Source organism: Microvirga sp. VF16, from assembly GCF_016864375.1.
GTDB lineage: Bacteria > Pseudomonadota > Alphaproteobacteria > Rhizobiales > Beijerinckiaceae > Microvirga.
The window spans coordinates 769,625-789,831 of sequence record NZ_CP069355.1; the positions used below are offsets into that span (position 1 = coordinate 769,625).

16 protein-coding genes and 3 pseudogenes are annotated in these 20,207 nt (G+C 58.8%); 17 read left to right on the forward strand and 2 right to left on the reverse strand.

The genetic code is table 11. The features are described 5' to 3' along the window. Nucleotides 1–523: 523 nt before the first annotated feature. The 8 genes from JO965_RS29090 (at nt 524) to JO965_RS29125 (ending at nt 10,293) form a co-directional block, all read left to right on the forward strand. Nucleotides 524–2,017 (forward strand): ABC transporter substrate-binding protein, encoded by a 1,494-nt coding sequence (locus tag JO965_RS29090; protein WP_246776939.1) that lies wholly within the window; start codon nt 524–526, stop codon nt 2,015–2,017. Further along, nucleotides 2,017–2,958, forward strand: a complete 942-nt coding sequence (locus JO965_RS29095) for an ABC transporter permease (protein ID WP_203444410.1) — start codon at nt 2,017–2,019, stop codon at nt 2,956–2,958. Before JO965_RS29090 ends, JO965_RS29095 begins: the two co-directional genes overlap by 1 nt. A gap of 1 nt (nt 2,959) precedes the next feature. Then, on the forward strand, nt 2,960–3,838 hold the full coding sequence (locus tag JO965_RS29100; RefSeq protein WP_203444411.1) for an ABC transporter permease: 879 nt from the start codon (nt 2,960–2,962) through the stop codon (nt 3,836–3,838). Nucleotides 3,839–3,845: 7 nt separating this feature from the next. Next, nucleotides 3,846–4,862: an ABC transporter ATP-binding protein gene (locus JO965_RS29105; protein ID WP_203445539.1), complete on the forward strand. Its 1,017-nt coding sequence runs from the start codon at nt 3,846–3,848 to the stop codon at nt 4,860–4,862. Then, nucleotides 4,859–5,908 carry an ABC transporter ATP-binding protein gene (locus JO965_RS29110; RefSeq protein ID WP_203444412.1) on the forward strand — a complete coding sequence of 350 codons (1,050 nt, stop codon included), beginning with the start codon at nt 4,859–4,861 and terminating at the stop codon, nt 5,906–5,908. The genes JO965_RS29105 and JO965_RS29110 overlap by 4 nt, the downstream gene beginning before the upstream one ends. Before the next feature lie 268 nt (nt 5,909–6,176). After that, complete coding sequence (locus tag JO965_RS29115; RefSeq protein ID WP_203444413.1) at nt 6,177–6,398, forward strand: hypothetical protein; 222 nt, start codon at nt 6,177–6,179, stop codon at nt 6,396–6,398. Next, a complete protein-coding gene (locus JO965_RS29120) occupies nt 6,376–7,863 on the forward strand; it encodes an amidase (protein WP_246776940.1) in 1,488 nt (495 codons plus the stop codon). The genes JO965_RS29115 and JO965_RS29120 overlap by 23 nt, the downstream gene beginning before the upstream one ends. A gap of 825 nt (nt 7,864–8,688) precedes the next feature. Continuing rightward, nucleotides 8,689–10,293, forward strand: coding sequence for a N,N-dimethylformamidase beta subunit family domain-containing protein (locus JO965_RS29125; RefSeq protein ID WP_203444414.1), 1,605 nt, complete (start codon nt 8,689–8,691; stop codon nt 10,291–10,293). Between the two features lie 482 nt (nt 10,294–10,775). On the opposite strand, the gene JO965_RS29130 is transcribed toward JO965_RS29125, so the two are convergent. After that, complete coding sequence (locus tag JO965_RS29130) at nt 10,776–11,894, reverse strand: IS110 family transposase (RefSeq protein ID WP_203444415.1); 1,119 nt, start codon at nt 11,892–11,894, stop codon at nt 10,776–10,778. A gap of 105 nt (nt 11,895–11,999) precedes the next feature. Between JO965_RS29130 and JO965_RS29135 the strand changes: the two are divergent. Further along, nucleotides 12,000–12,524 (forward strand): annotated as a pseudogene (locus JO965_RS29135) (transposase); the annotation flags it as partial. Here JO965_RS29135 and JO965_RS29140 read toward each other — a convergent pair. Beyond that, nucleotides 12,493–13,005, reverse strand: a pseudogene (locus JO965_RS29140) (transposase); the annotation flags it as partial. The pseudogenes JO965_RS29135 and JO965_RS29140 sit on opposite strands and share 32 nt — an antisense overlap. On the opposite strand from JO965_RS29140, the gene JO965_RS48250 reads away from it, so the two are divergent. From JO965_RS48250 to JO965_RS49535, 8 genes and pseudogenes are all read left to right on the forward strand, one after another. Beyond that, nucleotides 12,979–13,371: a hypothetical protein gene (locus JO965_RS48250; RefSeq protein ID WP_246776941.1), complete on the forward strand. Its 393-nt coding sequence runs from the start codon at nt 12,979–12,981 to the stop codon at nt 13,369–13,371. The pseudogene JO965_RS29140 and the gene JO965_RS48250 overlap by 27 nt on opposite strands. Nucleotides 13,372–13,441: 70 nt before the next feature. Next, complete coding sequence (locus JO965_RS29150) at nt 13,442–13,636, forward strand: hypothetical protein (protein WP_203444416.1); 195 nt, start codon at nt 13,442–13,444, stop codon at nt 13,634–13,636. 251 nt (nt 13,637–13,887) lie between these two features. Continuing rightward, nucleotides 13,888–14,775 (forward strand): hypothetical protein, encoded by an 888-nt coding sequence (locus JO965_RS29155; RefSeq protein WP_203444417.1) that lies wholly within the window; start codon nt 13,888–13,890, stop codon nt 14,773–14,775. A 669-nt stretch (nt 14,776–15,444) separates the two neighbouring features. Continuing rightward, nucleotides 15,445–16,512 carry an ABC transporter substrate-binding protein gene (locus tag JO965_RS29160; RefSeq protein ID WP_203444418.1) on the forward strand — a complete coding sequence of 356 codons (1,068 nt, stop codon included), beginning with the start codon at nt 15,445–15,447 and terminating at the stop codon, nt 16,510–16,512. Nucleotides 16,513–17,237: 725 nt separating this feature from the next. Continuing rightward, on the forward strand, nt 17,238–18,353 hold the full coding sequence (locus JO965_RS29165) for an ABC transporter ATP-binding protein (RefSeq protein ID WP_203444419.1): 1,116 nt from the start codon (nt 17,238–17,240) through the stop codon (nt 18,351–18,353). 50 nt (nt 18,354–18,403) lie between these two features. After that, entirely contained in the window at nt 18,404–19,282 is an 879-nt protein-coding gene (locus JO965_RS29170) for an ABC transporter permease (protein ID WP_203444420.1), read from the forward strand. Next, the gene (locus JO965_RS29175) at nt 19,275–20,102 is read left to right on the forward strand and encodes an ABC transporter permease (protein WP_371826903.1); all 828 of its coding nucleotides are present in this window, start codon (nt 19,275–19,277) and stop codon (nt 20,100–20,102) included. Before JO965_RS29170 ends, JO965_RS29175 begins: the two co-directional genes overlap by 8 nt. A 25-nt stretch (nt 20,103–20,127) precedes the next feature. Continuing rightward, nucleotides 20,128–20,202, forward strand: a pseudogene (locus JO965_RS49535) (hypothetical protein); the annotation flags it as partial. Nucleotides 20,203–20,207 lie beyond the last annotated feature (5 nt).

Sequence of the window (20,207 nt, forward strand, 5' to 3'; positions counted from 1 at the left end):
ATCGTCGGCTACTATCGGGATGCAACGAAAGCGAGGCCAACCCGTAGTCCGAATTCCGGCATAACAAAGGGGAGGAACACGCGGTGCGAACGTCTAGGCTCAACTGGCTGGTATGGCAGGCGTTGTTGCGCAAATTGCTCTTCGAGAGGAGTTCCTTTCCTTGGGCAGATCTATCCCGCGCGCCGCGTGAGCGGCGTTCCGGGGGCAGTGAAGCGGTTCAAGATGGCCGCCCTGATCGGCATTCGGCAGGTTGGCGTTCGAAGTTGGCGCGACATCACGAGTTCGCCCAATAACTTGAGGCAGCGCATCTTATGCTAGACTAGACTTCGTCAGTAGTGGCCGTAACAGTTTTGCCAAATAGCGTGAGCAATAAAGCTTCAGAAATCAAACAACAAAGAGGGAAAATGATATGGGAATCACAAGACGGTATCTTATGAAATCGGGAGTAGCTGCCGGCGCTGCGCTCGCGGTTCCCTCAGCGCTTTGGGCGCAAGCGGCGCCCTCGGGAGGTAATACCGTTCGAATGGTGATGGAAGATATCCAAATCTTCGATCCGGTTCTCTCCACATCGACTAGTTCACAAAATCATGCGATGGCGATCTATGACACGCTGTTCGCGCTGGACGCTAACCTTGTACCACAACCACAAATGGTGGGTAGCTGGGGTGTCTCCGAGGACAAGAAGACCTACACATTTGAACTCCGTGACGGCCTGTCCTGGCATGACGGTACGCCGGTCACTGCGGCTGACTGTGTCGCCTCGATTCGCCGTTGGGGTCAAACTGTCTCGAAGGGGCAGCTGTTGCTGGAGCGCGCCAGCCATATCTCCGCAACAAGCGGAAAAAGTTTTACGATCGCGCTCAAGGAGCCACTTGGTCTGGTCCTCGACATTTTGGCGTCTCCTGGGCAGCCGCTGTTCATGATGCGCGAGCAGGACGCGATCCTTCCCGCAACCGAGCAGGTGACCACGAACATCGGTTCGGGTCCATTCAAATTCAATGCGGCTCTTACCAGACCCGGCGCGCGCTTTGTTTACGACCGCAACGAAGCGTACGTACCCCGCGACGAGCCAGCTAGCGGCTACGCAGGCGGCAAGATTGTGAGAGTCAAGCAGGCCATCTGGGAGAACATAAAGGATCCCCAAACCGCGCTGGCGGCTCTGCAGGCAGGCGAGGTGGATTTCTGGCTGCAGCCGGTGGCAGATCTCTTCTCCGTCATCGAAAGCAATCCGAACCTTGTACTTGACGCGATGGGGCGCAACGGTTCGGACTGGTTTGCTCGGATTAACTGTCTGCAGCCGCCGTTCGACAATGTCAAGATGCGCCAGGCACTGCTGCACCTGATCGACCAGAACGCGTTCCTGGGCCTGTTATCTCCCAACCGGACCTTCGGTAGGGCCGTTACTTCGATGTTCGGAGTCGGATCAAACTACTCGAATGACATCAATACCGAATGGTTCAAGAACGGCGGGAACTTCGAGGCAGCGAAGAAACTGATCGCAGAGGCCGGATATGCAAATGAGAAGGTTGTTATCCTTGACCCGACGGACTGGCCGGAAGGCGACTTGGCCTCCCAACTCCTTGCCAGTGTTCTGCGGAAAGCCGGTATTAATGCCGAACTCGCTCCTATGACCTGGGGTGAACTGTCGAAGAGAAGAGCGAAGAAGGGTCCCATCAACGAAGGCGGCTGGAGCATCTTCATCACGTCGGGTACCGACTTCACTATGGGTGATCCACTTGGGCCTTCCGCTTTCCGTTTGAACGGAGAGAAGGCGTGGTATGGTTGGCCGCAGGACGATAAATACGAAGCACTACGCGCCAAATGGCCGGATGTTGAGACGCAAGAGAAACGCATGGAACTCGCCCGAGAGATGCAGCGCATCTGGTGGGACTACGTCCCGCAAGTTTTCCTTTGCCAGACTACGGCGCCCTCGGCACGTAACAAATCGCTGGTGGATATGATCAATTCCCCTGCGCCAGAAGTGGCCATGTGGAACATGCGGAAAGTCTCCACCTAATGGCGTCCTACATCCTTCGTCGGATGATATCGGCCATCGCCGTCATGGCGATGGTCGGGGTCTTCGTCTTCCTTCTGATCCGGCTGGCGCCGGGCGATCCGGCCGCGGTCATGGCGGGGCGGGATGCGACTGAAGAAATGATTGTGAGTATTCGCGAGCGGCTCGGCCTGAACGAGCCGCTGCCGGTTCAATTCCTCCTCTGGCTCTCGGGGATGTTTCGCGGCGATTTTGGGATCTCGATTTTTTCCGGTCGCCCCGTCCTTGAACTTCTCGTGCAGCGGCTTGGGCCGACGATTTCGCTAGCACTCCTGACCCTAGCCCTGTCGGTGACGGCGGGCGTGTCCTTCGGCATCCTCGCCGCCTGGCGCGCTGGCGGGCTGGTCGACCGGCTGCTCCAGATCTTCTCAGCCTTCGGCTATTCGGTTCCGGTTTTCGTTATCGGCTACTTCCTCGTCTACCTGCTGGCCATCAATACCGGATGGTTTCCAGTCCAAGGATACGTGCCGATCGGTGCGGGGCTCGGCCGCTGGTTCGGGCATCTAGCCCTGCCGACGTTGACGCTGAGCATACCCTATATTGCATTCGTCGCCCGGATAACGCGGGCGAGCATGCTTGAGGTACTGACCGAAGACTACATGCGAACCGCGGCCGCCAAGGGCGCCTCGTCCTACGCGATGCTCTTTCACCATGCATTAAAAAATGCCGGGGTGCCGATTCTGACTGTGATCGGTCTCAGCTTTGCCTACCTGATCGGCGGGGTTGTGCTCACCGAGACCGTCTTCAACATTCCCGGCGTTGGGCGTCTGGTAGTCGATGCGATCAACAACAAGGACTATCCGATCATACAGAGTGTGCTGATCCTCACCTCGGGGCTATACGTACTCATCAACCTCGCGGTCGACCTCGCCTATACCTTAATTGACCCCCGCATCCGGTACTGACATGACGCTTCTCTCATCTACAGCCGCTGCGCCAGCGCGCCGGGTGCCTGTACCTAGCCTCGCCCGACTCGGGCGGCGTCATCCGTTGGTGCTGATCGGCGGCGGCCTGCTCGTGCTCCTCGTTCTCCTGGCGCTCGCCGCCCCGATCTACGCCGGCGATCCCTTGAACATAGATCCCTTCGTGCGCCTGCAGCGACCCTCCGCCGAACACTGGTTCGGGACCGATAACCTCGGCCGGGACGTCTTTGCACGCACGATCTATGGCGCGCGTATCTCGCTCATGGTGGGGCTGATCTCTGCGCTCCTGGCCATCGGTGCCGGGCTCCTGATCGGTGTCGTCGCTGGCTATATCCGCAGCTTCGACAACCTCATCATGCGGGCCATGGACGCGTTAATGTCGATCCCGACGATCCTGCTGGCCATTGCGCTCATCTCGCTGACGGGACCTGGGATAGGGATTCTCATCGTCGCCGTGGCGCTGCCGCAAACGCCAAGCGTGACCAGGCTGGTGCGCTCGGTGGTCTTGAGCGTACGCGAGCGTCCTTACGTGGAGGCCGCGATCTGCGGTGGCGCGCGCCTGCCGAAGATCCTATGGCGCCATGTCCTTCCGAGCACTGTCCCGCCGCTCATGGTCCAGAGCGCCATTGTATGCGCGGATGCAATCATGATCGAGGCCGGGCTGAGCTTCCTCGGTGTCGGTGTGCCACCGGAGATCCCAAGCTGGGGCAATATGATTTCGGGTTCACGCCTCTATCTCGCCACCGCACCGCTGACGATCTTCGCTCCGGGGATCCTTCTCGCGGCCACAGTGCTCGCGGTCAATCTTCTCGGCGATGGGCTGCGCGATCTCTTCGATCCGCGTGCGAAGCGGAGGCGCTAAGATGCTGATGCAGAATCTCAAAGAGGATAGAAACATTAAGACTGACGTGCTTCTGGATGTGATGGACCTCGAGACCCATTTCTTCGGCGAGGAGAGCATCACCCGAGCACTCGGCGGGATCAGCTTCCGGGTCCGGAAAGGCGAAACGCTCGGCGTGGTCGGAGAGTCCGGCTGCGGCAAGAGCGTAACCGCGCTCTCCATCCTGCGGCTACTGCCGAAGCTCACTGCCCGGACCGTCGGTGGCGAAGTCCGTTTTCACGGTCGTAATCTCCTCGATCTTTCCGAGCGTGAGATGCGCAAGATCCGCGGCGACAAGATCGCAATGATCTTCCAGGACCCGATGACCAGTCTGAACCCGGTCTACACGGTCGGCCGGCAGATTGCCGAGGCGGTGCAGATCCATACCGGGGCCTCCCGCGCTGACGCCATGACCCGGGCCGAAGAGATGCTGCGCCTCGTCCGGATCGCCGATCCAGAGCGTCGGGTGAAAAACTACCCGCATGAGATGTCGGGCGGCATGCGCCAGCGCGCGATGATTGCCATGGCGCTGGCCTGCTCGCCGGAGCTTCTGATCGCAGACGAGCCCACAACCGCGCTCGACGTCACCATCCAGGCGCAGATTCTGCGGTTAATTGTAGAACTGAAGGAACGCACCGGAACAGCAGTGATGTTCATCACCCATGACCTCGGCGTCGTCGCGGAGACCTGCCAGCGGGTGATCGTGATGTATGCCGGCCGGATCGTAGAGGAGGCCAGCGTGACCGATCTCTTCACGCGGCCCGCACATCCCTACACGAAAGCGCTTATGCGCTCGGTCCCGGACCGGCGGCGCGGGAAGGAGCGCCGCCTGCCGGAGATCCCCGGCATCGTGCCGAGCCTGCGCGAACCCCTGGTCGGCTGCAGCTTCGCGGCGCGCTGTCCCTTCGTCACCGACATCTGCCGCGAGAAGACGCCAGTTCTGGACCAGGTTGGACAGGAACATGCTGCCGCCTGCTGGCGCTCAATGGAGGTCATGGGCGCATGAAAGGTCCCCTGTTGAAAGTCGAGAACCTAGTCAAACACTATCCGCTCGGGGGAGGGATCTTCAATAATAATTCCCTGGTCGTGCGGGCGGTTCAGGATGTGTCCTTCTCCGTCGAGCGCGGCGAGACGCTCTGCATCGTTGGAGAATCCGGCTGCGGCAAGTCGACCGTGGCGCGGCTGCTGATGCGGCTCGTGGAGCCGACCGAGGGCCGGGTGCTGCTCGAAGGCATCGATATCGCGAGCCTGAACAAGCACGCATTGCGGGATGGGCGCCGGCGCATGCAGATGGTGTTCCAGGATCCCTATTCCTCACTTAATCCGCGGCTCACCGCCGGCCAGATCATCACCGAGCCGGTCGAGAACTTCGAGCGGATGACCCGCAAGAAGCGCGAGGCTCTTGCCGCCGACCTGCTGAAGAAGGTTGGGTTGGCCCCCGAGATCATGCACCGGCTCCCCTCCGAGCTCTCCGGCGGTCAGCGCCAGCGGCTCGGGATTGCACGCGCGCTGTCCCTGAATCCCGCGATCATCATCGCCGACGAAGCAGTCTCGGCGCTCGATGTCTCGGTGCAGGCGCAGATCCTCAACCTGCTGATGGACCTCCAGGAGGAACTGGGGATCGCCTTCCTCTTCATCTCCCATGACCTCGGGGTGGTGGAGCATATCGGCCATCGGGTGGCCGTCATGTATCTCGGCCGCATCGTGGAGCTTGCAAGCGCCGAGGCGCTCTTCGCGAATCCTGTCCACCCCTATACCGAGGCGTTGATCGCAGCCGCCCCAGTCCCCGATCCGACCCAGGCCCGGGTCGAGGCCCCGGTCGAGGGCGAGGTGCCCAGTCCGGTCAAGCCGCCCTCAGGCTGCGCCTTCCACCCGCGGTGCCCGCTCGCCGAGGAGCGTTGCAGCCTCGAGGTGCCGGCCTTGATTCCAATTCCGGATGGGCGGGTTGTTGCCTGCCATGTTCGTGCGCCAGCGACAGGTGTAGACAGTCAGGTAGCCCAAGCGGTCGACACCCATGCGTCTGCCCCATATCCCAAGAATGTGACGGACTAGGCATGTCGAGTGAAAGTGAGCATCGGCCAACAACAATGGTGGCAAATGTTTCTGCAGCCACCACCGGTAATGAACCAGCAGCATCTCGCGGATCCAATGCTCTGCTCTTTGACTGTATGGAATTGGTATTGCAGCAAATCAAAATTGCGCGTGAGTAAGTAGGTGAGCTTTGAAACCTTAACTATTGCGGAGCTTTAGCATACTAAGGCTGTACAGCAAATTTAGTTTAGATTCAGTGCCGTTGCCCAAGCGCTCGGAGCTTTTAGACATGACATTAATGCCCTATTCTACCGACGTAGATATCAAAGATCGTTTTCGCGTTGCCGGCGTTGTGCTGCCGCCCGATCGTGTTGCAGGGGCTTGTGCCATTGCTCAGGATCTTGTGTCCGCTCTCCACTGGTTACGGCAGCCGCGTACTGCAGCCGATGAAATTGCACTTGTCTTCACCCTTCAAAAAGATGTCGCCAATGATCTCGTCCCGTCCCCTTAACCAAATGTCCATTGCGGACGCTGGCAAGGCGTTGCGTGCTGGTGAGATCACCGCACGGCAACTAACCGAAGACTCGCTCAATCAGGTGGCTGCACTCGATCATTCGGTCAATGCCTTCGTCCTCGTCAGTGTTGATCGTGCCCTGAAAGACGCGGAAAAGGCAGATGCCGATTTTGCCAACGGTATCGATCGTGGACCGATGCAGGGCATCCCCTATGCCCTAAAGGATATCTACGCCACAGCAGGAATCCGTACTACCTGCCATTCCAATCTTTTCCGAGATTACGTTCCGTCAACTGATAGTGCCGTTGCGGAACGGCTCTCGGATGGCGGCGGCGTACTCGTCGGAAAGGTCGCCACCTACGAATTCTCAATCGGGGGGCCGAGTTTCGACCTGCCATTTCCGCCTGCTCGCAATCCCTGGAATTTGGATCACATCACCGGCGGCTCTTCTTCCGGCTCGGCGGCCGCGGTCGCGGCCGGTATGGTGCGAATGGCCATGGGTTCTGACACAGGTGGTTCGATCCGTGGCCCGGCCGGCTATTGCGGCGTCGTCGGTCTGAAGCCGACATACGGTCGAGTCTCAAGGCGCGGCGTTTTTCCTCTCGCTTATTCGTTCGACCATTGCGGGCCGCTATCCCGCTCCGTAAAGGATGCGGCGCTAGCCTTGCAGGTTATCGCCGGTTATGATCCGCTCGACCCCGCCTCGGCTGGCGTGTCGGTGCCTGATTTCAGCGCCAAATTGGAACACGAACTCATCGGACTACGCATCGCCTATACCCGTGACTTTTACATTCGGCACCCCCTCTGTACGGCCGACGCCACCAAAGCACTGGACGCAGCAGCCCAGCAACTTGCCTCACTTGGCGCTGTTGTCGAAGAGGTGGATATGCCACCGTATGAACAATTCAGCGCCTGTAAGAACACGATTGTGCTCGCCGAAGCTTACGCCATACATGAGAACGACCTCAATACTCGGCCCTATTCCTATGGCCGCAAGGCTTACCAACTATTGGTGTCAGGAGCCGTGCTTACGGCAGCGGATCTCGTGCAAGCATTCCGGCTGCGCCGCGAGTTGTCGGCATTCCTCAATCAGAATGTCTTGAAGAGCTTTGATGCCTTACTCGCGCCGAACACGCTGGGCACGGCTACTCGTTTCTCCGATCTAGGTCCGGATGACGAGGATCTGGGAGCCGTGCTCGCGGGCCCATTTAACGTAACGGGAAATCCAGCCTTGGCGCTGCCGATAGGTTTTAACGATGTTGGTCTGCCGCTCAGCGCACAAATCGTCGGCCGTCCATTCGAAGAATCCACGGTGCTCCAGATTGGTGCGGCCTACGAGGCTACAGCTGGTGTTGCTGAGCGCCACCCGACTTTAGCGCGTGACGTGCCAGTTGAATTAGCCTCCACGAGTGATGGGAAGAATTCAGAGTCTTTGCTTGGTATCTGCTCAAGCCCACTCTAAAAGGTCGCTAGAATAGCCGGATTGGTTTCCCATCTACCCGCGGCGGCATTCAGCGTCGGGTACTTTGAAGCAGAAGGAGTTAGGGTCGGACGCGGCAAGCAGCCGGGGTCGCCGGCGAGGTTGTTATAATGCTGTCCCGTGAACCGGTGTAGCCGGTGCTGATCGCCACCAAGATGTTCGGTGCGCTGCTTGCTCTTACCGTTCGGGCGCTAGGTGCCGTTGATCGAGTGCGACTTCGCCCGGTGTTCTCTTGAAAAAGGACATAGGTGCCAAGACGTGGTGCTCAGCGCTCGTTCATCATTGTGCCCGTAACGCGGCGAAGTCACTCGGATCAGCTCATTGCATGTTGTCATACGTACCTGCCTCATCATCGCCCCGCAGCTCGTCCGAACTCGGGAATAAATCAGATGAGGCAAAGATCAGGGAGCAGTTCAGGCGACTCAATGCGAAGGAATGGCAGCAGTCATGTGATTGCCCAACTGTTTGCGCGAGAAGTAGATCCATCTCGCCGTCTGTATCACGTTGTCAACTTCAAGGTGCTACGGCGTATGGAGACGTAGCCATGCTGGTAAGGGATCTCCCCTAAAATTAGGTTCGGTTTCTGACAAAGACGATTATCAGCGACCGATATCAGGGCGATGATGTCAAGCCTTCCGTGTCATCATAAGCCTAACGGCGTGCGAATAACTTTTATCACTCGCTCTGGTTCGGCTAGCCGCATAAACTTGGGCCAGAAAACGAGCCGGCAATCCAACGTCAGTAGGCCCGAAGGTTGGCAACATATGTACGGTGACCTGCGCGGCGCATTAAAGGAGAGTGATACAGATGCTCATCGGATACGTAAGTGACGAGAACTTCGTCGCGATCAGCGACGTAAATGTGGAGATCATCGGCGCCGACGGATCGGTCGTGGCTCGATCGCGTGCGTCGGGGGCCATCCACGCGGACGTCCAACCCGGTCGGTACATGGTGTATCTGAGCTGTCCCGGATATGGCAGCAAACACAGTGAAATTGACGTGTCGCCCGATTGTCCGGCCCAGCTACGACTGCTGCGGGACACCCCGCTCGGCTATGCGTGGCCGAAGTGGGTTCGTGCGGGCGGCGAGGTCGAAGTTCGAGTGCACTCCCGAGCCGAATACCGTGTCGAGTTGTGGCGCTACGGTTGGGAGAAGCGGCTCGTCCGTTCGCTTGGCCACGGTGCTCACCCGCCTGACGCGACACGCCAGGTGGTGCCAGACGGTGATTACACGCAAACCGGCGTCGGCTGGTGCGACCCGATGCGCATCGCAGCGCCTGCCGAGTCCGGCCTGTACTTCTTTCACGTGCACAACGCCTCAGGCGAGACCGCAGCGTTTCCCCTCATCGTCGCGCCCGCCGTCCCCGCCGCGCCGATCGCGGTGCTCACGTCGTCGTTGACCTGGAACGCCTACAACAATTTCGGCGGCCGCAGCAACTACATCCACTCCGTCGCCCTTCCCGCGACACCTCCGGTCAACCGGCGCCAAGACCTCCCGCGATACCACCACACGGACGCAAGTCAGAAATACGAGTGGCTGGGGGACGACTACGCGCCGCTGTCCTTCGACCGTCCGGAACCGCTTAACGTCGTTCCCCTCGATGCACGGATCACCGATCCGATCGAGGGCCGCGAGCCAAACCATCTCGCTGCTGCCGAGTGGCGGCTGCTCGGATGGCTGGAGCGCGAGGGGTTCGCCGCTGACGTGTATTCCGACGTTCAACTGCATACGGGTACTCTCGACCTCGATGCGTACCGGGTTCTCGTACTCAGCACGCATCCGGAGTATTGGACCAGGACGATGTACGACCGGGTGTTGGCCTGGGTCGAACGCGGCGGCCGCCTCGTCTACCTTGGCGGGAACGGCGTCGAGTGTGAGGTAGAACTCCCGGACGAGCGCACGATGATCGTGCGGAACGGCGACAGCCGGACCTTCGAGTCCGACCCCGACGCGATGGGGAGTCGGTTCTTCGGTGTGAGCCAGGTCCGAGAGGAGAGACTGCTTGGCATCAGAACATCAACCACTGGCTTTTTCACCGCCGCGCCGTACCGCGTTATCGACGCCGCGCACTGGGTTTTCGAGGGCACCGGGCTGTCCGACGGCGACCTGTTCGGGGAACGATGCCTGCACACCCGATGCCCGGGCGGTGCATCTGGCCACGAGATGGATACGATGACTAAGAGCTCACCACCGGGCACTACACTTCTCGCTAAGGGAGCAAACGCGGGACTGGTGCCGCTGGTAGGCGGTGGTGTTGCTCCGATCAACTCGGGCGCGGAGATGGTCCACTACAGGACGGCGGACGGAGGCGAGGTCTTCTCTGTGGGCTCCATCAACTATCCGAGCGCGCTCCCCGTCGACGACGCCATCTCCCGCATCACCGCCAACGTATTGCGCCGCTTCGCGGCGTGATGCGAACCGAACTAAGAGATCCCATGGGGGTGGATAGCGATCTGCTCTCTGGCAGAGTGAGGTTGCGATATCCACACACGTTGGAGGTAACCCATGTCAGTTAACCCCGGATACGAGCCGACCGCTATTCGCACCAATCTTGGCGCAATCTTTGTCTCGATGGAACTCTTATGTTCAAATGCAAGCGGCATGGCCACGACTGTTCATCCCGCCAGTCATGGCTGGTCCTGCATAGTGTAGCTAATGCGCAATGTAGGAGACAGGACCTCAAGACGACGGTTTGCAAACTCTTATACGCGGGTTGGATACCGCATTTCCGTGTGTACGCCTGGGGCTGCTTCTATCTTAGTACGGGCATCGACGTAGTCGGCCACTCAGTTCCATCGAAGATTCCCCGACCGGGGCCCTGCCTCCAATATTGAGCATCAGCAGATGATCGATCTTGTCTCCTCTTTCGAATGCGCGCGATATGCGGTGCTTGGCTAAGCGTGGTGAGCTGGTTGCACTTCCTGACCGATAGCCCACAGGAAGGCCGCCATTTCTCTAGCGATCGCGGTGATCGCGATGGCCTTGTGCTTCCCCGCGAGGATCATTGTTCGATAGCGAGAGCAGAGGCGGAGCTGACCTTTCCACGCTATTTCGCGAACGGTTCTCGGGAGGCCTTCCAACTGCGCTTGCTTGGTGCGACTGACCCGCGCAGGGAAGCGGTAAGCCCATGCGCCTTCGACCAGCATGCGACGGGCCCGAGAGTTCCCGGCCTTCGTGATCCCACCACGCTTGACATGTTCACCTGTCGAGCTCTCTGACGGAACGAGGCCAAGAAAGGCCATCAGCTGGCGGGGGTTTTCGAAGCGGCGGATATCGCCAATTTCGGCAACAAAGACGACGGCGGCAATCAACGACACGCCCCGTAACGCCTGATAGGCTTCGACGACAGGAGCCATCGTCCAGGATCTGACAGTCTCCGAGATCAGATCGGTCAGACGCCTTAAGCGCACCTCGGCATCCTCGATCGCCTGGCAGTATTCCTGGAGCACGATGAAGTGCGCCGGATGCTCGAACTTCAGAGTCGATATCCACCGCCTATGCGCCAGCGACCAGGATGAGCGGCCCGAATAGATGCGGCCATGTCGAAGGAGGAACGACTGAAGCTGCTGACGCGCCCGCTTTTGAGCCTCCTGGGCTGCTTCTCGGGCCCGCACCAGATCGCGCATCGCCTCATGCCCGCGGTCCGGCACCCAAACCGCTGTCAGCTCACCCGCACGATGTAACCGTGCCAAGCTGACCGCATCGCGCCGGTTGGTCTTCACTCGATCTCCGGGACGCTTGGGAATGAGTGCCGGTGCCACCACCACACAATCATGGCCCATCTCGGTGAGCTGACGATAGAGTTCGTAACCTGTCGGCCCTGCCTCGTAGCAGAAGTGGAGCTTTGCTCCTCGCTTGGCCAGCTTGTGCACGATGGATGACACCGAGGCCGGATCTGAGGGTATGTCCCCGAAAAACCTTACCTCGCCACCCCGCTCGCCATCCGCGACGGCTACAGAAATCTTGAGTTTCGAGACGTCCAGACCGATGAAAAGTCTGCTATGCTGATCCACGGTTCATCCTCGCTAAGCTTGGGGCTCGGCTTCGGCCACTCCGAAGCAACCCCCGATCTCAGCTTACGGCGAGGGTGAGCCGCCTTCACCCCGAGAACATACGGTCTCAGTCGTTCTGTCTGGCTGATCACCTCCCTGTCCCCAGGGGCCGGCGAGAGAATGTCCAAGCATAGCGTGCGCGGGGGCGATGTCGCCGGCCTGCTTATGCGGTTTACGCAGCTACAGGAGAAAGCGCAGGCTCGAACCGGACAGATGTTTCCGATCGTCTCCATTCAGGAGGCGGGTCTTGATGGGTTCTGGATCCATCGCGTGCTGGAGAGCGAAGGGATCGAAAGTCACGTCGTTGATCCCGCCTCGATTGCCACCTCACGCAGGCGGCGACGGGCCAAGATCGACAAGATCGACGGCGAGGCCCTGGTCCGGACGCTGCTGGCCTACAAGCGCGGCGAACCGCGCGTGTGTGCCATGGTCAAAGCGCCGACACCTGAGGAGGAGGATCAGCGCCGCATCGGCCGGGAGCGCAAGACGCTCATCGCCGAGCGGGTTCAGCATGTCAACCGGATCAAGGGTCTGCTATTCGCGCAGGGGATTGGCGACCGAGGATCAGCCGCACGATCGGCTCGTCGGCGAGCGAGCGGTGGTTCCAGGCCTGCCAGTCGGTCTGCACCTTGCGCCAGACCCGGCTGACGGTGTCCTTGCTGACCGCCCCACCGAACAGGGCGGCGAGCGCCCTGCGCACCCGCCGGGTGTTGGTGCCCGACAGATAAGCGGATGCGATCAGCGCATCGGCGGCCTTGGTGCGCCGCTGATAAGCCCGAAGGGCCCCGCTGCGCCACTCGGTGGTGGTGCCATCCTCAGCATGCAGACGCGCTCGTGGCACCGAAATCTCGGTCTGACCGAAGGTGCCGGTGAGGCTGCGGGGCCGGCTGCCATGGCGATAGCCGGGAGTTGCTGCGGCTGGCGCAGTGGCCCCGTTGCGGCCATAGCGCGGCCGACCGAGAGCGGCATCAAGCTCGGCTTGGATCAGGGCTTCGATCCAGGTGTCGAAAAGCCGGGCCTCAGGCTGGCCGGTCGGGTGCACAGGATGGGACTTGCTGGTAAGGTCCGTCATGGCGTGGTCTCCCGCGGGACCGCGGCGCTCCAACGCCCAAATCCCGCTGTGTGGGTTGTGACACCCGGAGACTACGCCACCCTCTCAAAAGTCTACCACCTCTCGGGCGGCACCCTCAATGTCCTGAACAGGATTCTAGGGGACTACGCCAAGGTGGCTGACATGTCGACGTTCGTTGCAACGAAAAGCGACCGACACTCTACCGATCTCGCGATGCTACGTGGCGCGCGTTTGGTCACGGCGTCGGAGACCGAGGAAGGGCAGCACTGGGCCGAGGCGAAGATCAAGCGGATGACCGGAGGCGACGAAATCACGGCCTGCTGCTGCAACCGAAGAGTACTTTTCGGAGCAGGATACCCTAAGTGATTGGCTGGACGCGAAATGCATTGTCGACAAGACGAACGTGCATCGCAAGGCCACCAGCCAGGAGCTGTTCATGTCCTGGGCTCTCTTCTGTCGCGAGACGAATGAGCCGCCGGGCATGATCCGCACCTTTTCCGAGACGATGCGCAAGCGTGGTTTCCAGCCGAGCAATACCGTTCCTGCCCAGAATGGTAGCAGCCGGAGGGTGCGCGGCTTCGTCGGGGTCGAGTTGCGGCCTCAGCCGCAGCGTCACTACGAGCAGGATTAGCGAAAGCAAGGCCAGAGGCGCGAAATGCCGCGCCTCTCCTCCCTTCACAGATCAAGGTCTAAGATATGACTGATACCGAGGTTCTCCTAGTGCGGGTGCCGTACCGCGTGCATGGGCTGCCCCCGCGCTGCCGCATCCCCCAAACGATCACGCTCCAGGCGCAGGTGCCCGTGGCAATCAGGTGCGTGGATCCTGATTAGGCTGAGATCAGTGTCACGGTGCGCTGGCCGGCCGGGCATGAGCCTGCGGTCATGCATTGGCGGTTCTTCGAGAATGCTTTCTGGCGGCCAGTCCTCTCTCCTGCGGGAGACGCCATCCTTGAGCCACAGGCATTCCAGAGACTGCTCGCTCAGAGAGGACTCGACTGGAGCGACTACCCGTTCCGCGGCGAGTACCGGCACTTTGGACTGCCGGCAGCACCCTTCGGACTTCCGGAAAATCTGTCGCAGAGGTGGCAGGTTAAAGTGGACGAGCAGGCCGACGCAGTCACGCGGGCGCAGGCGTACGCAGCGAATGATATGATCATAGTTGGTGGTGTGTTCTACCGCCGTTCGCTCCTGCCGATGTGGGCCCTGCGCAGCGTGCCCCGCAACGGTCAGCACCAAGAGGTCGCTCTTGTCATGCCCGATCTCATGCCTGACCGGATCTGCCTTTTCTCCCTAAACCGGTGTCAGGAGGCTATCACTTTCGCTGAGCAGATCGCCCATCGATTGCCCTTGGAGAGCGGAGCCATTCAAGGCCACCTGTGGCCTGTGGTAACACAAGAGGTCCAAATCACATCTCATCGGAACGATCCGGTTCCCGACGATTACGCGTTCAGCTTCGTCAGGATCCATGAGGTCATTGATCGTGCTCTCCAGGGCATTCGATTTGGTGATATTCCGAGGGGCCTTCTGGCTGCGCACACGAAGTTGGAGGAGGCCAAGAACCTGCTGATCCAACCTTCGTCATCCATAGGCCGCCGGAGAGCAATCGGCGCAGCCGTCAATGCAGTGAATGCGATTTCCGCGTGCACCATTCTTCCATCAGCGCCGTCTCAAGCTCGTCTGGAACGGGCACTTCACATGGTTCGGGTGCAGCAGTGGCGCATTGCCTTCAAGAATGATCAGGCTGACACCAAGGCTTTTGCCGATATGTAAACTAGCCGACCGAGTAGATGGGCGGGTATTGGCGTTCGCCTCAATCTCCCCCAACAACAGGCGAGATGTTCGCGGTGAGAGATCAAGGGACACGTTCATCGATCATAGTTGGATGGCGAAGGTTCAAGAGGGCCTTAAATACCCAGCCTCGATACTGAGTGAGGCACTTTTGGCGGGCAATGATTCCCTCAGGAGACTTCTCCTGCTTCAATCCGGGCCTAACCTCGCCCAGTGGTTCCGCCAAACCCCTGAACATCTGCCGCAAGCCCGGGCTGTCGTTCTTCAGCTATCTCGGGGACCGGCTCGGACTGAACGGAGATCAGCCGACAATCCCACCGCTCGCCACCCTCGACATCCGTCAGCCTCAGGTATGCCCCCCGAACTTCCCCGCTTGTGCCCTTTTAAACGAGCGCGTCCCATCAGGACAGGGAGTGCCAACTCAAGGCCTAATCTAGTCATAATTAATAGAGCCAGATCCATAATCGCCTTGGGTTTGTGTTGGACTCACTTGTGTATAGCGTAAAGATTGCCAATCGAACCAGTTGTAGAAGATTTCGACAAGCAAACGGCCGGTCTGCCACCAGCATGGTCGGAAGCTATATAACGCCTGTGTCGCATGATCGATGATCCACCTTATTTTGACTGTCATCAAACACCGGAGAGATCGAGATGAAAACCAGACTCATGAGTTACCTTTATGGAGCTGCGGCACTCACCCTATCCATGTCTGCAGTCCCTGCAATGGCGCAGGTCCGCCAAGTCGTGTTGGCATCTAGCGGTGGCGTCTACGAAAAGATCATTCGTGAACACTGGCTCAACCCGTTCGAAGTGGCTACTGGCATTAAGGTCGTCGTCGTGCCGTCCGACAACACCGCCGAAACCCGGGCCAAAGTGCAAGCAATGATTGTTTCCGGAAATGTCACTTGGGACATTTTTCTTGAAGGGGAAATGGACGCAGAGGCGTCAAGCCATTTAAACCGTGTCGAGAACATCGATGACTTTTGCCTGCAGTTCAAGGATCGGGCCGATCTGCTACCCGGCACCTGCAAAGCATCAGGGGTACTTTTTGGCCGTGGCGCGACGCTGATAACCTACAACAAAGAGCGCTTTCCTAATGGCGGACCGACCACTTGGAAGGAGTTCTGGGACACCAAAGCCTACCCCGGCGTCCGAACGATGCCAGCACAGGCAGACGCTTGGCGACAGTTGACCGTGGCCCTTTTAGCCGATGGCGTGCCAGTACAAGATCTCTACCCACTGGACGTCGATCGCGCCTTCAAAAAGCTTGACGAATTGCGCCCTAGCGTGGGGCTGTGGTGGAAGTCAGGCGACCAGACGACCCAAGGCTTCCGCAATGGAGAGTATGATACAGGCTTCATGTGGTTGACCCGGACCATGGCGCTCAAGAATGAGGGGCAGCCGATTGTCTGGTCCTATGATGGAGCGCTTCTAGTGGGTGATCGCTACGCCGTCGTAAAGGGGGCCCCCCACAAAGCGGAAGCACTTGCATTGCTGAAGTTCTTCCTTGATTCGCCAGAGATCCAGGGCAAGATTTCCGAGGCACTGGCTATCTCACCGCCGAGCATTGGAGCGTACCAGTACATGAGCGCGGAAGCTCGAGCCAACATGCCGTCCGCCGAGCAGATTAAATCCAAAATGGTGATTCCGGACGCAGAGTGGATCAATGTTAACAAGGCAATGCTGATCGCTCGCTGGAACGCTTGGATCCAAAATTAGGTAAGCCCCAACAAGCGAAACCACAGGGCTGCCGAATTAGGCAGCCCGACGGGCTAGGGAACCTTGCGTTCAATATGATCTGCCCTGCCATTGAATAATGCTAAGATTACCTTATGCGCTGATTGGAAGTATCATGAGCCTGCTGATAACGTATTGCTAGGTTCGCAGGAGTGATGTGCTGCCGAGCAAAGCACCGATCTGGATACGGTTCGCACAGGCTCGGATGCCCAGTGGTCAGACAGTCCCTTGGTGAGCCGGAGAAGGGTCATAAGCTGCGGCCGCCCCCAATATCCGGCCCATTGTTCGCAATGGAGGGAGGGTCAAAAATTCATTTCAGGCCGCTCGCACAGGCGTAGATAGCTTCATGTGGGAAGGCGGCTCAGGTGACTGTTGCGACCAATGCTTTGACATTGCCGTTTAAAGTCAGGTTAAGAGACATGAATTGGGTTCGAGCCCTTAGAGCCTAAACGCCCACCCCCGGCTCGACTGCTCCAGCCGATTCAGCCGCGAAGTCTAAACAAGCCAAGGCGAGATACGCGGGAACAGTATTTGAAGTTATGATCCGGTCATAATCAATAAAGCCAGACCCATAATCGGCCCAGGTTTGTACTAGGCTCGGTTGTGTCTAGCATAACAGAATAGGGCGGCAGAGACCGCTCAAAGAGGTGAAATGATCCTTTGTTACATTTCAATCCGCAATTAAGCCAGATATCAGCAGGGATACAATGAAGGGTGAAAGTGTCACAGTTCGCAACATCGCAAAGCGTTATGGATCAGTAACCGCGGTCAATGAGGTGTCCGTCGAGGTGAAGGCGGGAGAGTTTCTCTCGCTCCTAGGGCCTTCGGGATCCGGCAAAACGACACTTCTGATGATGATTGCGGGCTTCGAGTTGCCAACCTCGGGCCTAATCCAGATTGGCACAACCGATGTGACGCACGTTGCACCTAACAAGCGCAACGTGGGCATGGTTTTCCAAAAATATGCCCTGTTCCCCCACATGTCAGTGAAAGACAATCTCGCCTTTCCCCTGCGTATGCGCAGGGTTGATCGCGCGCAGATTGAGCGTAGGGTTGCAGAAGCACTCGCCATGGTCCAGCTCGACGCCTATGGCAGCCGGATGCCCACCCAATTGTCAGGTGGGCAGCAGCAGCGTGTTGCCGTCGCGCGGGCGTTGGTCTTCGAGCCCCCAGTGCTCTTAATGGACGAACCTCTTGGCGCGCTCGACAAGAAACTCCGCGAGCAGTTGCAGATCGAGATCAAGACACTTCAGCAGCGTCTTGGCGTCACTGTGATCTATGTGACACATGATCAAGAGGAGGCACTAACCATGTCGGACCGCATTGCGGTCATGAACAACGGCCAGATCGCCCAGATCGGCAGCCCGGCCAGCCTGTATAGCGAGCCAGCCTCCCCGTTTGTCGCCGAATTCATCGGTAAGATGAACTTCCTGCCGGTGGAATATCTCGGCGCTACCAAGACTGGCCACGAGATCAGGGTCACCGAAGCCTCGATCGTCAGCGTGGACCGCTCGCTGAACCCACACGCCCAGGCTCTCTCTGGTAGGCAGTCGGTGCAGGCTGCGATCCGACCGGAAAACATCTCTGTTGCCACACGTGGCTCCGGTGGTCCGCAGGCCATCGCTGGCACGATCGACACCTCGATCTATCTCGGTACGCACCAGATTCTTTTGGTCAATATCGACGGGCTCAGCGGCCCTCCGCTGCATATTCAGGCGCCGACAAGCCGGAATCTGTCGACACTTCGGCGCGGCGAACCGGTCGACGTAGTCTTCCAATCGGACTCTATTCACCTGTTTTCCGATAGGGGCGATGGCCAATGAGAAGCCTTGAGGCCGGACCCGCGAGTTCAATGATCCCCGCAAGACCTACTATGGCGAACCGTTTCAGGCGCAGGTTCGTGAACGCCGGAACTGGAGGAAAATACCCCCCCCTATTGGCGGCCGTCCTGCTGCTGCCACTCGTTCTGCTCTTATTCTTTGGCTTTCTTTACCCGGTCGGACGCATGTTGGTCGGTAGCCTTTTCAACCCCAACTTCACCCTCGATAACTATGTCCGTCTTTTCACGGAGCCCCTCTATCTGACGGTTCTTCTGCGCACGCTCTGGATCGCACTTGCGACTACGGTCGGCGCCTTCTTGCTTGGATACCCGGTCGCTTATGGGATGGCTCGCGCGGGCAATAAGCTCGCGTTTTGGATTGCAGCCTGCGTTCTGATCCCTTTGTGGACCTCGGTTCTAGTGCGGTCCTATGCTTGGATTATTCTGTTTCAGCGAAAGGGCATAATCAACAACCTCCTGATCGAGACTGGAATCCTCGAGCAGCCGCTTCGACTCATCCATACCCAAGGCGCCGTAATAATTGCAATGACGCACGTGCTGATGCCTTTCATGATCCTGCCTATTTACAGCGCGCTGCGGACCATTCCGAAGGAACTGCCCCAGGCAGCAGCGAACCTTGGCGCCGGCGCCCAAACGACTTTTCTAAAGGTGATATTGCCGCTCAGCCTTCCCGGTGTTTTTGCGGGCACGCTGATGACCTTCATTCTCGCGCTCGGTTTCTATGTCACGCCGGCTCTCGTGGGTGGCCCCCAGACACTGATGATGGCGACCCTGATCGGACAGCAGACGACTGAGATGCTCGACTGGCCGTTCGCAGGGGCACTCGCAACGGTTCTTCTTGCGGTCACCTTGATCCTCACCTTCATGTTCCGCAGGTTCCTGTCCGCTAATGGAAAATTCGGTAATGTCTAAGACCCATTCCCTCAGTAGGATGCGCCCGCTTCGTCTCCGAGTGCTGGGGAACATCGTAGCGGGCATCCTGGTTGCGTTGATCCTCTTCTTTTTGGTTCTGCCGACGCTGATTGTCATACCAATCTCATTCGGCAATGCCTCCTATATCGAATTCCCACCATCGGGACTGACGCTGCGGTGGTATGCCCAGTTCTTCAGCGACCCAGACTGGATTGCGGCGGCACTTTTTAGCCTACGGATAGCTTTTTTCACAACCATTTCAGCGACAATCGTAGGAACGCTCGCGGCAGTTGGCCTCGCCCGGGGCGACTTGCCGGGAAAGTCTCTCGTGCTTGGCTTGGCGCTCAGTCCCCTGATCGTACCTCATATCATCATAGCGATCGCGCTTTATCTAGTCTTCGCGCCGCTTCGCCTAACGGGGAACTTCTTCGGGTTTCTGATAGCGCATACGATGCTTACAGTTCCCTATGTGGTGATTTCAGTATCTGCATCACTACAGCGCTTTGATCCACTCCTCGAAATGGCCGCCCTAAATTGCGGCGCCGGACGCGGTCGTGCTTTCTTCGAAATCGTCCTGCCGCAGATTGCCCCTGGTGTTACCACGGGCGCGGTCTTCGCCTTCGTTTCCTCATTCGATGAGGCAACTGTCGCCTTCTTCATCTCCGGCATCGAAGGCAAGACGATAACCAGGAAGTTGTTTGAGGACATCGACTTCAATCTAACTCCCGTAATTGCAGTCGTCTCCACGATCATCGTTGCCGTCTCCATTCTGCTAATGGGCACGATACGGTTGGCACAAAACAGAGCGAACACTGACTAGAAACAGCATAAGTGAGTAGAAGAGCATGCCCCAAAAGGATTTGTCGACTGGCGTCAGCCGGAGACGTTTTTTACAAGCAACCGGCGGACTTGCGGCTGGGGCCCT

What these genes read in the sequence shown, in the direction of transcription:
- JO965_RS29090 (WP_246776939.1), top strand. Translation starts at nt 524, where the DNA reads ATGGTGATGGAAGATATCCAAATCTTCGATCCGGTTCTCTCCACATCG.
- JO965_RS29095 (WP_203444410.1), top strand. Translation starts at nt 2,017, where the DNA reads ATGGCGTCCTACATCCTTCGTCGGATGATATCGGCCATCGCCGTCATG.
- JO965_RS29100 (WP_203444411.1), top strand. Translation starts at nt 2,960, where the DNA reads ATGACGCTTCTCTCATCTACAGCCGCTGCGCCAGCGCGCCGGGTGCCT.
- JO965_RS29105 (WP_203445539.1), top strand. Translation starts at nt 3,846, where the DNA reads ATGCAGAATCTCAAAGAGGATAGAAACATTAAGACTGACGTGCTTCTG.
- JO965_RS29110 (WP_203444412.1), top strand. Translation starts at nt 4,859, where the DNA reads ATGAAAGGTCCCCTGTTGAAAGTCGAGAACCTAGTCAAACACTATCCG.
- JO965_RS29115 (WP_203444413.1), top strand. Translation starts at nt 6,177, where the DNA reads ATGACATTAATGCCCTATTCTACCGACGTAGATATCAAAGATCGTTTT.
- JO965_RS29120 (WP_246776940.1), top strand. Translation starts at nt 6,376, where the DNA reads ATGATCTCGTCCCGTCCCCTTAACCAAATGTCCATTGCGGACGCTGGC.
- JO965_RS29125 (WP_203444414.1), top strand. Translation starts at nt 8,689, where the DNA reads ATGCTCATCGGATACGTAAGTGACGAGAACTTCGTCGCGATCAGCGAC.
- JO965_RS48250 (WP_246776941.1), top strand. Translation starts at nt 12,979, where the DNA reads ATGGGACTTGCTGGTAAGGTCCGTCATGGCGTGGTCTCCCGCGGGACC.
- JO965_RS29150 (WP_203444416.1), top strand. Translation starts at nt 13,442, where the DNA reads ATGTCCTGGGCTCTCTTCTGTCGCGAGACGAATGAGCCGCCGGGCATG.
- JO965_RS29155 (WP_203444417.1), top strand. Translation starts at nt 13,888, where the DNA reads ATGCATTGGCGGTTCTTCGAGAATGCTTTCTGGCGGCCAGTCCTCTCT.
- JO965_RS29160 (WP_203444418.1), top strand. Translation starts at nt 15,445, where the DNA reads ATGAAAACCAGACTCATGAGTTACCTTTATGGAGCTGCGGCACTCACC.
- JO965_RS29165 (WP_203444419.1), top strand. Translation starts at nt 17,238, where the DNA reads ATGAAGGGTGAAAGTGTCACAGTTCGCAACATCGCAAAGCGTTATGGA.
- JO965_RS29170 (WP_203444420.1), top strand. Translation starts at nt 18,404, where the DNA reads ATGGCGAACCGTTTCAGGCGCAGGTTCGTGAACGCCGGAACTGGAGGA.
- JO965_RS29175 (WP_371826903.1), top strand. Translation starts at nt 19,275, where the DNA reads ATGTCTAAGACCCATTCCCTCAGTAGGATGCGCCCGCTTCGTCTCCGA.